Here is a 15624-nt window from a genome sequence, read left to right as displayed (position 1 = left end):
TTTAAAATTAGAATGTTACGTTAAGTCCAAAAGCAATACCTTTTGATCTTGGGTAAGCCAGATAATCCATACCTGCAGAAGGAACTCCGTTAACTTGTTTATTAATATCTACTTCGGGATCAAATCCGGTGTAATTTGTAAACAATAACAGGTTTGAACCGTTTGCATAAACACGTACATTTTTACATTTTATTCTTTCAACTAAAGGTCCTGTAAAAGTGTATCCAAACGTTAATTCTCCCATTCTTAAGAAATCTCCTTTTTGCAAAAATTTAGTCGAAGGCGAGTTTGGATCTCCTTGTGCTTGTTCAGAATATGCTGCTTTTTCAGTAACATTTCGACCTCCCAAAAAAGCTCCTTTAAAGAAGTATGCATTTTGTGTATTATCATAAATATAATTTCCTGCAACTCCGTAGAATGAAACTACTGCATCAAATCCTTTGTATTTAAATGTTGATGAAAAACCATAATTTATTTTTGGCAATGGCTGTTTGTTCAATAATTGTTTAGAAGCGTCTCCAAGTCCGGCTGGCTGTCCTGCAGCATTTGTATAAATCGAATTTCCGCTGGCGTCATATCCCTTAAAATCATATAAATAATACGAATAAAGCGGTTTATTATTCGTGATTACTTGTGTATAAGCGCCGTCCAATCCTTGTCCGTTTAAACCTCCTGTTCCAACAGTTCCGCTAAAGTTTTTCATTTCGTTTTTAAGGAAGGAAGCATTTGCGCCAATTTCCCAAGAGATATTTTCGGTTTCAATAATTTTATAATCTAAACTAACTTCAAGTCCCTGATTGATTAAGTTTCCTGGTAAGTTTTTGTTACGTGGCGTATTTGGTCCCGGTTGTGTTGAGGCTTGCGGAACCGGAAAAATTAAATCCTTTGTATCTCTGTAGAAATAATCTATTGTTCCTGTTAATCTGTATTTAAGCAAAGTAAAATCTGTTCCAATTCCCCATGATTCTGTAGTTTCCCATTTCAGATTATCATTTGCATTTGTATCGATATTTAAATTTCCGTTGTTACCGTAACTCGCTCTTCCGATTGCGGAGTTTGGAGCAAATTCCTGATTTCCTGTAATTCCCCAGTTTGCTCTTATTTTTAAATTATTAAGCATTCCGTCTTTATCCTGAAATAAGTTATCGGCAAAACCTATAGACGGAAATGTTCCGTATTTGTTATTCGCTCCTAATTTTGTAGATCCATCTGTACGAACTGTTGCTGTAATTACATATTGTTTGAAAAAAGTAGCATCGGCTCTGGCATAAAAAGATTGCAATTCTGAAGCATTTTTAAAAGAACTACTTCTAAATTCATTCTGAAGTCCGCCTTCGATATTATCGATCAAATTGGTTTGCGCCAAGTCATATCCTTTTCCCGAAGTTACAAAACCACTTGCCAGATAATAGTAATAAGAATATCCAACTAAAGCATTCAGGTTAAAATTGTCGCTGAATTTATTGGTATAGTTTATATTATTTTCGAATGTTTTATTGAAGTTATTAAGCCCCTGAATAGATGCTGTTCCGTATTTTGTAACGGCAGGATCTGATCCCGGAACTGTTCCAAAAAATGCTTCACCTTGTATTTGCATGGTTGGCAAAATTTGGCTTTTTCTTGTAGATGCTGAAGTTTCTATTCCAAATAAGAAATTGTATTTAAAATGACTTCCCAAATTAAGAACAGCATTTATGCTTCCTAACAATTTACTTGTATTCGTGTAATCTTTATAAGAATTCAGCAATTGTACCGGATTTAGATACGTTTCGCTTACCACATTATAATGTCCGTCGGCGTTATAAATTGGTCGCGTTGGATTCCAGTATAATGCAGATCCAATAACGTTACCAATATAACTGGCATTATTTGTTATCAAAGTAGTTTCATCATTTATACCTGCGTAAAGCAATTTTGTATCTACTTTTAATACTTTATCAAAGAAATTATTGGAGTTAAAAAACGAAATTGTGTATTTGTCTAATCCTGTATTTTTTACAATTCCTTTGTTATTACTCGTAGAAAAAGATACTCTTGTGTTCGAATTTTCGCTTGACGAATTAAAAGATAGACTATTGTTTACTGCTAATCCATTTTGTAAAACTGCATCTTCCCAATTGTAATTTCTTCCTCCATAATCCTGATTATTAATTGCCGGAGTTCCTGCAACAGGATCTGCAGGAATCGACGGTACGCCCGCAGCTTTGCTTGCCGCAACAAACTGATCAGCATTCATTACATTAAAATTTCCTGCTTTTCTGCTAAATTGTGTTGAGGTACTAAAGTTGAATTCCGGAACATTTGATTTTCCTTTTTTAGTCGTAATAACGATTACTCCATTTGCTCCACGCGCACCATAAATTGCTGTTGACGAAGCATCTTTAAGAACAGAAATAGACTCGATATCGGCTTCATTTATAAAATTCAAAGGATTTTTTGCCGAAGATGTTCCCAATAAATCAGCTCCTTCTGCAGAAACATCGCCTCCGCTTAACGGAACGCCATCTACCACAATTAAAGGTCCGTTTCCAGAACGAACGGAAGAAGATCCACGAACACGAATCGTAACTGCCGAACCTGGTTCTCCGCTGCTTTGTGTAATTTGTACTCCGGCTACTTTACCTCGTAACAATAAAGCTGGCGAAGTATTCGAAACTCCGTCAAAATCTTTGGACGAAAGTACATCTACGGCTCCCGTTAAATCTTTCTTTTTTGAAGTTCCATATCCCACGACTACAACTTCGTTTAATTCGCTGCGGTCTTGCGCCATTACTACATTTATCTTGGTTTTACCGTCAACGTTTACTTCTTGATTTTTAAGACCTATGTAGCTAAAAACTAAAACTGCTCCTTTGCCAACATTTTTAATTGTAAATCTTCCGTCAAAATCAGTTTGAGCCTCATTTTTACTTCCTTTTACTATAATCGAAACGCCGGGAAGCGGGCCACTAGAATCTGAAACCAGCCCTGACACATCTTGAGAATACATCAAACTGGTACATAGCATGGTTATGATAACCATTAAGCCTTTTTGTAGACTATTTTTCATCGTAATATCTTTTTGGTTAATAATTTTGGTTTTTGTTTAGTTATTTTTTTAATAGAAATTCACAGGTTGTAATTAATTTTAACACATTGAAACATAGACTTTAATCTCTCAAAAGGTGTTTCACTTATTTCAAACGCACAGAGTTGGCTATGTGAAAGAAATGTGTTTCTTTTTGTATTCTTTTTTACACCCATAACCTATGTTTCTATGTGTTAAATTGATTATTTATGATGCACTAAGCTGTTTCGAGGTTAAAATTGTAAACTAATGCTGCGGCACCTAATACAGCACTATTTTTAAGTTCTGATTTTTCGATTTTGAGTTTTTTGAGCTCAACAGGAAACATAAAATCCTGAAGTCCCTGCCAAACGGCATCAATAAAAAACTCATAAGCGTTACTAATCGATCCTCCCAGAATTATGGTTTCAGGATCGTAAGCGTATAAAACTATTTTTACGACCTCAGAGAGATTTTTACCGTAATCTTTAAAAATTTCTAAAGCTTCGGGATCTCCTTTTTTGGCTTTCAAATAGAGTTCTTCTCCATCTAATCCGCGGGAAATAAAAAATTCACTCGCACAATATTGTTCTATAATTCCATCTTTATACGAGATACTTCCTATTTCTCCCGCTCCCGTATTTACGCCTTGATATAGTTTGTTTTCGATAATGATTCCGCTGCCAAGACCGGTTCCTATTGTTACTCCAACAAAATTTGCTGTATCAATTCCTTTTCCGAAGAAATTTTCGCCAAGCGCAAAACAATTCGAATCATTATTGACATATACAGGAATTTTAAAATGATCTTCGAGTATTTTTTTTACATGAACTTCTTTCCACGACGGTATTGCAACAACATCATATACAATTCCTTCTTTCCAGTCTACGACGCTTGGCACTCCAATACCAATACCTTCGCAACCAGGTTGATAAACTTGTTCTATGGCTTTTATTAATCTGTCCAGAACGACTTTTTCAGATTCTTTGGCGGGTGTATCTAATATGCATTCGGAAATTATTTCTTTTCCTAAAATTAGGCTAGTGTGGATTTTTGTCCCTCCCATGTCAACGCCTATGATCTTTCTTTCCGACATCTTTACTACTTTATATAATTATTGATTTTCTTTTGTTTTCTTTAAATTTATTGTGGCATTATTTACTAAAGGTTTAGCCCAAAAACCAATGCTTAAGATGTATCCAAGTGTGATATACAAAGTTGTCATTGCGTATTTAAGTCCAATTATATCGCCCAGTTTCCCAATAATTAATGACATAACTGCTCCGCCAACAATTCCGGTACATAAAATCCCTGAAAAAGCTCCATGATTGTTTTTAAGAGAGTTTAAAGCCAATGAAAAAACGACGGACCACATTACCGAAAGGGCAAAACCGGAAATTGGAAATGCATAAAGAGAAATTTTGGCTGAGCCAAATAATGCTAGCGTAAGACATATAATTGCTCCGGCGGCAAATAAAATAAGGACTTTACGACTGTCCAGAAATTTCAATAAAACCAAACCAAGAAGACATCCTGCAGTCAAAAGTCCCCAGAAATAAGCGACAGTTTCCGCACCAACAGTTTGAGGCGAATAACCATGATAATCACTTAGAAATTTTGACATCCAATTGGCAATTCCTTGTTCCGTTCCTACATATGCAAAAGTTCCGAAGAAGAATAAAAGCACGGTTTTATTTCGAAGTAAATCTTTGTAAACGCTCCAGGTTCCTGCTTTTTCAGTTTCTTCTAATTCAAATTTTGGAAACTTAAAAAGCAAAATAATCAGAACCATTGCAAGTGCTGTTATGGCAAAAATCCAATATAAGGAAACCCAATTCAGATTTGCAGGAACCAGTTTTGATAAGATTTCCAGAAACTCATTTGAATTTGTTTCGTCATGTTTGATGTTGGTAACCAAATAACTATAAACAAGCGGACTTAAAAAAGAAGCTAATCCAAAGAATAATTGTGCCATTACAGAATTGAACGCAAAATGTTCTTCTCCGCCCGAAACTCTCAATAACGGATTAATTGCAACTTGCAAAGCCGCCATTCCAATTCCGATTAAAAACAAAGAAACCAGCGCCATAGAATAGTACGGAAACAACCCAAATAATAGCGAACCTAAAGCGGCTATCAGAAATGAAAATGCCATTACTTTTTTCTCTCTGTATTTCTCAAGCAAAACTCCCGCTGAGGTTGACATTACGCCATAAGCTGCAAAAAACGAGAACGGAAGAAAACCAACCATACCAAGCGATAAATGGTAACTATTGATAATATCCGGAATTAAAGGTCCCATAATGTTAGTCAAAAAAGAAATAACAAAAAAGGTCAGAAACACCAATCCTACTGTTAATTTACTCGTTTTCATTTGTTTGTTTATTTATTAAAAATTTAGATTTGGACATGAGTTTTCCTCTTGAAGAAGAAATCTGTTTTTTTGAGATCTCTAATTCGTGTAATTTCTAATAGCGCTAATTCGGCTATTTATATAAATGATCCTGATGTTTTTATTCTACATTCCAGCCTTTGTATTTAAAAACAGGTTTTTCGCCTTTTAAAGCAGAAACTGGAAAAGTAACCTTGATTATTCTGCTTTCTTTTGGCACTAATGAGATATAATTGTCGTCCCATAAAACCGGAACTATTGATTTTCCTGAAACATCTCCGGCAATATTTAACTCAATTAAAAACGCGATAGCATCTGATGGATTTTTGAGTTTTATTGTAACCTCATATTTATCGTTTTCCTTTTTAATCGTGTGTTGCGCTTCAATTTTTACTTTTGGTAATTTGTCCAAATCTTTAAAATCAGCGTGTTCCATTAATGGCGTATGTATCCAATCTGATTTTTTAAAATCAAATACATCCTTTTTAGTCGATAACCAATAAAAATTGTCTGCGATTGATTTTCCTTTTTCGTCTAATAAGTTCATTTTCAAGAAATAAATTTTAGAATACGCTTTATCATCCGGTAAATCAAAAGCTTTAACCGAAGCATTTCCATCTGCTGAAACTGTTTCTTCTTTTTCGAAAATTACTTTTCCATTAAAATCATATATCTTTAATTGCGCTTTTAGATTTTTAGTTTTCTCAGGGTTTAGATTGCTTACATAAACGGCGTTATCTCCATAATTATAAGCAATATTTACCGGACGCGCACCTAATCTTGCACCATAAAAAGCAGCATTTGGCAATAAATTATAATCCCAGAATTGCCAGATTAATTTTGGCCAAGGCGAATTAAACATCCATTGAACAATTCCCGTCGTGTTGCTTCTGTTTATAGCAAAAGCTTCATACATGGAACGCATCGATTCTAAATTTGACGCCTGACTTTTAAAAGTAAAATCTTCAACATTATTCTGAATTCCGTATCTGTTATTGAATGCACTTGTGTAACGATCAAGCGTTTGAAATTCATTTCGCCCACAGTGAAAATCCCAAGTCGAATTTATTGGCCATAATTTATCTTCGGGAATCATACTTTTCACAACTTCAAGCGAAGGAACTTGCGGCCCCGGACCTGTTTCAGTATTAAATCCAAAAGCTCCGCCATTTTCTGTATCCAAAAACCAATAATTTGGAGAAACATATTCGTAAGGACCATTCATTTTTACTCCGGTTTTTCCGGAAATAGAACTATCCATTCCTTTGCAAGACATTAAAAGCGGTCTTGAAGGATCAACTTCCTCAAAAAGAACATTATATTTTGCTTCCAATTCTGGACGCGGCAATTTGTCACTTCCCATAACCCAAACAAAAATACTCGGGTGATTTCTTAACCAATTCACGTGATCGCGCGTATAATTTATAATAAGATCCATGTCTTCAGGAGTTTTAATCGACATAAAATCATCTTCTGGTTTGTCAAGATAACCTTTCCATTCCCATTGACAACTCCATCCTACCATCATCAAAAGTCCCATTTTATCTGCCATTTCATAGATTCTCTCGCTATTTCCCCAAAAACCTTCCATCCTAACCGTATTCATGTTAGTCTGTTTTACATATTCTAATTGCGCTTTTACTTTTTCTTCAGTATCATTCAGGAACATTCCGTCGACCCAACCGCCGCCTTTAATTAGAACTTCAACACCATTTAATTTGTAACCTCTATAGCCTTTTGCAGTCAAATAATCCTCGACTTCACGAATCCCGAAATTTGTAGATTTTGAAAACGAAACTTTATTATTGGTTTCAATAGACATTGTTAGATTGTACAAATTGGGTTTTCCCAATTCATACGTCCACCACAAACGCGGATTTTTGATTTTTAACTGTTTAAATTCCGAAGATTTAAAAACAATCATTCTTTTTTCTAAAGGCTGAAGTTTAATTTTCTTTTCGAAATTGATGTTTTCGATTTTCCCTTTTACAACCGTTTCTACAACTTCATTTGTATTGTTTACCGCTTCCGCAGAAATTTCTAAATCAGCACTCTTAAAGCCTTTTTTATCAATTTTTGAAGTCACAAAGATGTTATTCAAACTCGTTTTATCCGAAATTTTAAGTTTTACAGGTCTCCAAAGTCCCAATTCGCGATCTGGAGCCATTGGCGCCCAATCCACAAAACCAATAGAAGGTTCATGTGTTTTTTGATTAAAAACTTCAACAGCCAAAATATTCTTTCCTTTTTTTACATGCTTCGAAATGTTTAAATCAAATATTCTAAATCCTCCAAATAAACTATCCGCCGAAGCTATTTGTTTACCATTTAGCCAAACATTTGCACGATAATTAATTCCTTCAAATATTAATTCTGTGTTTTTTGAAGCATCTTCAATAACAAACTCATTTCTATACCACCACGGAACTCTAAATCTTGTAGTATCAACTTTACTGATATTCTCTCCCATAAAAATATCTGAATACTCATTATTGGCAATTAAAGACGCCATTACAGTCGCCGGAACCGAGGTTTTGTACCATTTTGAAATATCAAAATTTGCCTGAGAAATTTTATCTCCCGTTGTATTTATTTTTGCTGATGATTCTATATTCCATCCTTCTTTTAGTTGTTGTTCAAATTTTACATTTTGAGCACTTACAGTAATTAAACTGCACATAGCCCATAAAAGGAATGAAATCATTTTACCATTAGGATAATTTATATTCTTCATAATTGTTCTTTTAATCTAATCGAAAGATTAATGTATTGGTTAACAAAATTTAAGGTTTAAAACGTTTTAAATCTTCTGGTTATCTAATAAAATTCATCATTTTTTTACTACAAAATTTCAAATGGTATATTTTACCAAAAGCAGTAAAAAAAATTAAATGCTTTAAAAAAGAGTTAAAAAAACTAATAATTAAAACGTTTTTATGTTTTTTATTAAAAACCACGAAACAAAAATAGACTTGTATTTTAATTGATAATGGTATATTTGCGATAATTAATCTTCATTTTGCGAATATTTACAATTCCAGAATTCAAAGTGTATTGTGAGTTGTTTCCAGATTTTATTTTAATGTAAAGCGTTCAATTCCAATTAATATCGAATAAAATGACACCGAAAGTATTGTTGTTAGTTAACTTTTCTGAAGAATATGGACGCGGACTTTTAAACGGAATTGCGAAGTATTCCCGACTATTTGGTCCGTTTAACTTTTGCCGAATTCCAATTGTAAGCGGAAATAAAAAGGAATTAAAAAACGCGATTTCGTGGGCAAAAACCTGGGGCGCAAATGGAATAATAGCCCAAATTGAAAATGAACAAGTATTCGAAAAACTACTTTCGTTAGACATTCCAATTATTGCGCAAGACACGAACGAACGTTTTATTGGCATTCCGAATATTACCGGACTTTATAAAGAAACAGGACAAATGGCGGCTTCTTATTTTATCGAAAAAGGATTTAAAAACTTTGGCTTTTATGGTTTCGACAATATTGTTTGGTCGCGTGAAAGATGTGAAGGTTTTTGCGAAAAAGCAGCAGAATTTAATTTTAATGTTCATATCTACCAACATCAAAAAGAAGAAACTCCGCCATTGTGGAGTTACAAAGAATCGCAATTGGCAGATTGGCTTAAGGCATTACCAAAACCCATCGCCATTATGACTTGCGACGACAATCAGGGACAACATGTTACCGAAGCTTGCAAAGCAATTGGCATTAATGTTCCTGAACAAGTTTCTGTACTTGGCGTCGACAACGATTTGAGTATTTGCAATCTCTCCGATCCGCCTTTATCGAGTATTTCTCTAAATACCGAAAAAGCCGGTTTTGAAACGGCACAGCTTCTTAGCAAAATGATGGCAAATAAAGATGGTGTTTATAATGATATTCAGGTCGAACATTTACAAATAATTACCCGAAGATCAACTGATTTTTTGGCTGTAAATGACAAAGAAATAAGCAAAGCGCTGCATTTTATCTATTATAATTATAAAGAAAGAATATCTGTAGACGATGTTGTAAATGCAACGGCATTATCGCGAAGAGTTCTCGAAAAAAGATTTCAATTGGTTTTAAAACGAAGTATTCTTGACGAAATCAACACACTCCGAATCAAACAAGTCAAACAGCTTTTAATAGAAACAGAATTATCTATTACCGAAATTTCAGATGTTTGCGGATATACCGATATTAAAAATCTTTCGAGATATTTCAGCCGTCATGAAGGCGTTAATCCTTTGGAATTTCGAAAATTAAAACAGCCCAAATGATTTAAAAAACGAATAATTTAAGTTGAGATATTAGCCTTTTTTAATTTTCGAAAAAGAATAATACAATAGATTAATAAACTCACGAAAAGAAAAGACACAACAATCAAACTAATTACAACAGCATCGATTTGATATCCTTCTAATCGAAATGAACCTCCTTTTTGCATTTCAAGTTCTTCAGCTTTACTCGAATAATAATGCAGCCATTTCTCATAACAAAGTATTATTCTTTTGTTTATCAATTCCTCTTGAAATCCATATTTCTTTGAAAGTTCATAGATTTGAGAAGCAGACAAATAATCTTTATTTATTATTGCAATATTCCCTAACTCAAAAAGTAAAACCGAAATAATTTGATCTTTTGGTTTTATAAAAGTGATACGCTCATTTAATTGATAATACAACGCTTTATATAATTCCTCGAGTTGTGCTTTAGATAATTTTGTTTTGGGAATTGCTTCTAAACCAAAAGTAGTATTAATTAAAAATTCGCCCGAAACCTCTTTAAGATTCTTAATTTTTGCTTCTAATATTTTCAAATGCAGCCATTCTGAGCCTTTATGAGATTCTGGATTTAGCCGAATCGACTTTTTTATCCATTCATAAGCTTTCTGATTTTCTCCCATTAACTCATAAAGAGTCCCAAGATTTGAAGCCGTAGAATATCGGTTAGGTTTTATTTTTTCAATCTCTAAATATAACTTTAAAGCTTCTTCATATTTTCCGCTAATAATTAATACATATCCTTTATCAGACAAATAATCAATGTCATTTGTTTTTTTGTATTCATCTTTAAGATCCTGAATCAATTTCGAAAAATTCTCTACATTAAACTCATGTCCAGTAGGAATTAATTCATGTTCATCATAATAAAGCTCAACTCCATTTTTCAAAACCTTAGTATCTCCATTTAAGCAAGCAAATCCCTTAAACGAAATTAAAACCAACACAATAACAAAAGCCTTGAATTTATTCATAAAGTAAAACGTATCGATTAAACCTGAAACTAAAAAAACATAAAACTTGAAACAGAATTTTTTATCTATTTAACCACCAAATACTAGCGTTCAAAATTCCTGCAAAAGCAACCCAAGCCATATATGGAATCAATAAATATCCTGCAATTTTATTGATTTTGACGAATTTAAAATAGGTTTCATAAATGAACAGCCATAAAAGTGCAATTTCTACTAAGGCCAACATCGGGTTTTTTAATCCGAAGAAAATATAAGACCAAATTGCATTCAATGTCAACTGAATCAGGAAAAAACCTAATGCTTTTTTTACTTCTTCGTTTTGTTCTTTTATTTTGTCCCAAACTAATCCTGCTGCAACTGCCATAAAAATATAAAGCAAAGTCCAAACCGGCATAAAAATCCAATTTGGCGGATTAAAACTTGGTTTTATAATTGTTGGATACCACGTTTCAACACTTGGTCTTGTTACAACACTTGCTGAATATCCTACCATTAAACAAATTACTAGAGCGATTGCGATTTTTACTGTCTTGTTCATCTTCCTACTGATTTTTTTTTCAAAAATAGTTAAAAAGAAAGGTTAAACCATATAAGTAATGTAAGTTCATTTTAGTTTATGTTTCATTTGAATTTCATTTGAATTTTGTAAACGTTTCGTTTATCTTTTGTAAACGTTTCGTTTCCATTTTCTATTTAAAAACTATCTTTGCCAAAATTTTATAATTCATGTTTACAGCAACTGATTTTATTCCTAAAAAATATACTTCGACCATCGAAAACGGAAATTTTGAATGGAGCGCTCCCAGCAATATTGCATTAGTGAAATATTGGGGGAAAAAAGACAATCAAATTCCGGCAAATCCTTCGGTGAGTTTTACGCTAAATAATTGCAAAACGATTACCAAATTAGGTTTTGAAAAAAGAGAAACTTCGACTCCGCTCAGTGCGACAAATAATGGTTTTTCGTTCGATTTATTATTTGAAGGAAAACCAAAAGAGGATTTCAAACCAAAAATTCAGAAGTTTTTAGAACGAATTGAAGTTTACTTGCCTTTTTTGAAAGAATATCATTTTACAATTGATACTCAAAATACGTTTCCGCACAGTTCCGGAATTGCTTCTTCGGCTTCAGGAATGGCAGCTTTGGCAATGAATTTTATGAGTTTAGAAAAAGTATTAAATCCTGAAATGACAGACGAATACTTTTATCAAAAAGCATCATTTTTAGCACGTTTAGGTTCTGGAAGCGCTTGCAGAAGTGTAAAAGGAAATGTTGTCGTTTGGGGAAATCAAGCAAATATCGAAGGAAGTTCTGATTTATTTGGAGTTGAATTTCCATACCAAATCCATGAAAATTTCAAGAACTATCAAGATACAATTTTATTAGTTGACAAAGGCGAAAAACAAGTCTCAAGTACTGTAGGACATGATTTAATGCACAATCATCCTTATGCCGAAAGACGTTTTGCTCAGGCGCACGAAAATCTGGATCAGTTAATTGCCATATTTGAAAGTGGGAATTTAGATGAATTCATTAAAGTTGTAGAAAGCGAAGCCTTGACGCTGCACGCTATGATGATGACATCGATGCCATATTTTATTTTGATGAAACCAAACACATTACAGATCATAAATGCCATTTGGAAATTCAGAAATGAAACCCAAATTCCGGTTTGTTTTACGCTTGATGCAGGTGCAAATGTTCATGTTTTATATCCCGAAAACGTTAGCGAAAAAGTACTTCAATTTATTCAGGACGAATTAGTTGTATTTTGCCAGAATGGTCAGTACATTTGCGACGAAATTGGAGACGGTTCAATTGCATTATAATTTTCCGTATCTTTAATTAAATTTTTGATTATGGACATTGAATTAGAGAAACTTGAAGCGATAAATATGCTGAAAGAAACTAATGATACAGTAATCATTAAAAACGATTGGAAAAATGCTGATTGAAATGAAAAAAGATTGGTGGGACGATTTGAGCAATGAGCAAAAAGAAGATGTTGCTCAAAGTGAATTAGAATTTGAACGAGGTGAATATATAAGTTTCGAAGATTTAATGAAAAAGTATAGATAATATTTTTAAACACACTTCTACAATCTTTTACCAGACAAGACCCAAATAAAATAAAAGACATAAAATAAACATGAAAGGACCATTATTTTACTCAAAAATATTACTCTTTGGAGAATACGGAATTATTCGTGACTCTAAAGGACTTTCTATTCCTTATAATTTTTACAATGGTGCGTTGAAGAAAATCGAAGATCCTTCGGCTGAAGCAATAGCATCAAATGCAAGTTTAAAACGTTTTGCATCGTATCTTGAAACGTTACAAACAGAACAACCGGAATTGGTTGCTTTTGATTTAGTAACTTTAAAAAATGATGTTGAAACCGGAATGTATTTTGACTCAAGTATTCCGCAAGGATACGGAGTTGGTAGTAGTGGCGCTCTTGTTGCTGCTATTTACGATAAATATGCTACACATAAAATAACTGTTTTAGAGAATTTAACTCGCGAAAAACTGTTACAACTTAAAAATATATTTGCTCAAATGGAGAGTTTTTTCCACGGAAAAAGTTCTGGTTTAGATCCTTTAAACAGTTATTTGAGTATTCCGATTCTAATTAATTCTAAAGATAATATTGAAGCAACAGGAATTCCAACTCAAAGTTTTGACGGAAAAGGCGCTGTCTTTTTATTAGATTCTGGAATTGTTGGAGAAACGGCTCCAATGGTAAACATTTTTATGGAAAACCTAAAAGACAAAGGTTTCCGTACGATGCTTAAAAATCAATTTGTAAAATATACTGACGCTTGTGTAGAAAACTTCTTGCACGGCGACATGAAATCTTTGTTTACAAATACTAAAAAGCTCTCAAAAGTCGTTTTAAACAATTTCAAACCAATGATACCGGAACAATTTCACGGAATCTGGCAAAACGGAATTGACACAAACGATTACTACCTAAAACTTTGTGGTTCTGGTGGTGGCGGATATATCTTAGGTTTTACCGAAGATTTAGAACGTGCAAAAGCATCTTTGAAAGACTACAAATTAGAAGTAGTTTATCAATTTTAAATATCAATCTTCTTAAAAAGATCCTTATTTGAATAGACTTTCCTAAAAATATTAACCCTAAAAAACCTATTGAATATGAAGAGTATTTTACAGATTATTAAGGCAACTTTTTTAGGAGGAATTTTATTTTTAGCACCGTTAATTCTGCTTTTGGTTCTTTTAGAAAAAGGCTTTGGTATTATTCAAAAAATTACAAATCCTATTATTAATCATTTTCCGAAAGTGAAGATTTTAGGATTAGCAATTGAAGAAGTTGTCGCCATAGTTATTATACTTTTTATTTGCTTTACAGCTGGTTTAATTGCAAGAACTGAATATGCTAAAAAGTTAATACAAAAGCTGGAAGATGGAATTTTGAGCTTTGTTCCTGGTTATTCTTTCATGAAAAGCATGAATGAAAGCATAATGGGTTTTGAATCCAATCAGGATTTAAAAGTTATTTTGGTTCCAACAGATGCAGGTTGGCAATTTGCATTTCTTATAGAACAAATAAACGAAAATAACTTTTCGGTTTTTGTTCCCGATGCTCCAAATCCGTGGAGCGGTTCTGTAGTTTTTGTAGAAAAAAAAGACATTAAAGAAGTCGATATAACTCAAAAACAAGCTTTGGCCTGTATCCGAAAATTAGGCTTTGGTGCTAAAGAACTACTAAAAAACAAACTTTGATCGAAGGTTCTTCAACAAAAAATCTTAAATTACACCTCAATCTCAAAAACTGAAATTAAAAAATGTTAAGCAGACAGCACAAACTTTTAATGATGAAAATTGTCAGTTTGTTCTCTGTGGTAAGAGGCTATAACATTCCGATTATTGTATTGGCACAATATTTATCGGCAATTTTTATATTGGCACCCGAAAAAAGAGCGCTGGATATCCTACTTGATTTCAACTTATTTCTGATTGTTTTTGCTTCGGCAATTACGATTGCTTCCGGATATATTATTAATAATTTTTACGACAGTCAGAAAGATTTAATTAATCGTCCGAATAAATCAATGCTGGACAGATTGGTAAGTCAGAAAACGAAATTATCCGTTTATTTTACGCTTAATTTTATTGCCGCATTAATGGCTTTGATTGTTTCATGGCGTGCTTTTTTGTTCTTTTCAGGATATATTTTTCTGATTTGGTTTTACTCACACAAAATAAAAAAGTATCCAATAGTTGGTAATCTAACCGCAGCTTTTATGGCAGTTTTGCCTTTTTTTGCAATTCTTTTATATTTCTATAATAAGATTTCGTTTGAAGAAATTGAAGATCATATGAGTCATTTTGCCGTGATTTCGGCACATGCAGTTTTTTTATTCTTGTTATTACTAATTCGGGAAATGATTAAGGATTTAGAAAACCTAAAAGGAGATTTGGCAAATGATTACAGAACGATTCCGATACTTTATAACGAAACGGTTTCTAAACAAATTATTACGGTTCTAACATTTTTAACGGTGATTCCGGTTTATGTCCTGATTGATATTTATGATGTGGGATATATGGACATTTACTTTTATGTTTGTTTTGTTGTTCTCTTGTTTTTCTTGCTTTATTTATGGAAATCAAATTCTAAAGAACAATTTTTGATGCTTCATAATGTGCTTAAATTTTTGATTGTTTCGGGAGTTTTTTGCATCGTTTTGATTAATCCGAGTGTTTTATGGCATGGGAAAAATTTGCTTTTGCAGACCTAGAGTATATAAAAGATGGCACGCAGATGACGCGGATTTAGGCAGATTTGTACCGATTTTTTATTTTTAACTTTGTGCTTTCTTTATGTAAAATATTTGTGTATTTCTCTACTATCATTTTCTTTCAAAATATTTAAAAGAAGCCAATTGTTTGAA

Annotated in this window: 12 protein-coding genes; 6 read left to right on the top strand and 6 right to left on the bottom strand. The window is 33.0% G+C overall.

Annotated elements, in window-relative coordinates; genetic code table 11:
* Nucleotides 1-7: 7 nt before the first annotated feature.
* The 4 genes from WN975_RS21415 to WN975_RS21400 all read right to left on the bottom strand — a co-directional run bounded on the left by WN975_RS21415 (nt 8) and on the right by WN975_RS21400 (nt 8172).
* A complete protein-coding gene (locus WN975_RS21415; protein WP_337968258.1) occupies nt 8-3049 on the bottom strand; it encodes a SusC/RagA family TonB-linked outer membrane protein in 3042 nt (1013 codons plus the stop codon).
* 235 nt (nt 3050-3284) lie between these two features.
* Nucleotides 3285-4142 carry an ROK family protein gene (locus WN975_RS21410; RefSeq protein ID WP_337968257.1) on the bottom strand — a complete coding sequence of 286 codons (858 nt, stop codon included), beginning with the start codon at nt 4140-4142 and terminating at the stop codon, nt 3285-3287.
* A gap of 18 nt (nt 4143-4160) precedes the next feature.
* Nucleotides 4161-5420, bottom strand: coding sequence for an MFS transporter (locus tag WN975_RS21405; RefSeq protein WP_337968256.1), 1260 nt, complete (start codon nt 5418-5420; stop codon nt 4161-4163).
* Nucleotides 5421-5559: 139 nt separating this feature from the next.
* Nucleotides 5560-8172, bottom strand: a complete 2613-nt coding sequence (locus WN975_RS21400; RefSeq protein ID WP_337968255.1) for a glycoside hydrolase family 2 TIM barrel-domain containing protein — start codon at nt 8170-8172, stop codon at nt 5560-5562.
* A gap of 384 nt (nt 8173-8556) precedes the next feature.
* Between WN975_RS21400 and WN975_RS21395 the strand changes: the two genes are divergently transcribed.
* The gene (locus tag WN975_RS21395) at nt 8557-9720 is read left to right on the top strand and encodes a XylR family transcriptional regulator (protein WP_337968254.1); all 1164 of its coding nucleotides are present in this window, start codon (nt 8557-8559) and stop codon (nt 9718-9720) included.
* Nucleotides 9721-9737: 17 nt separating this feature from the next.
* On the opposite strand, the gene WN975_RS21390 is transcribed toward WN975_RS21395, so the two are convergent.
* Both WN975_RS21390 and WN975_RS21385 read right to left on the bottom strand, forming a co-directional pair.
* On the bottom strand, nt 9738-10697 hold the full coding sequence (locus tag WN975_RS21390) for a tetratricopeptide repeat protein (protein WP_337968253.1): 960 nt from the start codon (nt 10695-10697) through the stop codon (nt 9738-9740).
* A gap of 61 nt (nt 10698-10758) precedes the next feature.
* The gene (locus WN975_RS21385) at nt 10759-11235 is read right to left on the bottom strand and encodes a TspO/MBR family protein (RefSeq protein WP_337968252.1); all 477 of its coding nucleotides are present in this window, start codon (nt 11233-11235) and stop codon (nt 10759-10761) included.
* Between the two features lie 188 nt (nt 11236-11423).
* Between WN975_RS21385 and WN975_RS21380 the strand changes: the two genes are divergently transcribed.
* The 5 genes from WN975_RS21380 (at nt 11424) to WN975_RS21360 (ending at nt 15471) form a co-directional block, all read left to right on the top strand.
* The gene (locus tag WN975_RS21380; RefSeq protein ID WP_337968251.1) at nt 11424-12527 is read left to right on the top strand and encodes a diphosphomevalonate decarboxylase; all 1104 of its coding nucleotides are present in this window, start codon (nt 11424-11426) and stop codon (nt 12525-12527) included.
* 127 nt (nt 12528-12654) lie between these two features.
* Nucleotides 12655-12777 carry a hypothetical protein gene (locus WN975_RS21375; RefSeq protein WP_337968250.1) on the top strand — a complete coding sequence of 41 codons (123 nt, stop codon included), beginning with the start codon at nt 12655-12657 and terminating at the stop codon, nt 12775-12777.
* A gap of 70 nt (nt 12778-12847) precedes the next feature.
* Nucleotides 12848-13786 carry a mevalonate kinase gene (locus tag WN975_RS21370; RefSeq protein ID WP_337968249.1) on the top strand — a complete coding sequence of 313 codons (939 nt, stop codon included), beginning with the start codon at nt 12848-12850 and terminating at the stop codon, nt 13784-13786.
* A gap of 75 nt (nt 13787-13861) precedes the next feature.
* Nucleotides 13862-14452 (top strand): DUF502 domain-containing protein, encoded by a 591-nt coding sequence (locus WN975_RS21365; protein ID WP_337968248.1) that lies wholly within the window; start codon nt 13862-13864, stop codon nt 14450-14452.
* 62 nt (nt 14453-14514) lie between these two features.
* Complete coding sequence (locus tag WN975_RS21360; protein WP_337968247.1) at nt 14515-15471, top strand: geranylgeranylglycerol-phosphate geranylgeranyltransferase; 957 nt, start codon at nt 14515-14517, stop codon at nt 15469-15471.
* The last annotated feature ends 153 nt before the right edge of the window (nt 15472-15624 follow it).

This window comes from uncultured Flavobacterium sp. (assembly GCF_951805225.1).
In the GTDB taxonomy this organism is placed as follows: domain Bacteria; phylum Bacteroidota; class Bacteroidia; order Flavobacteriales; family Flavobacteriaceae; genus Flavobacterium.
Note: the sequence above shows the minus strand (reverse complement) of the source record. Positions and strands in the feature narration are given on the sequence as shown.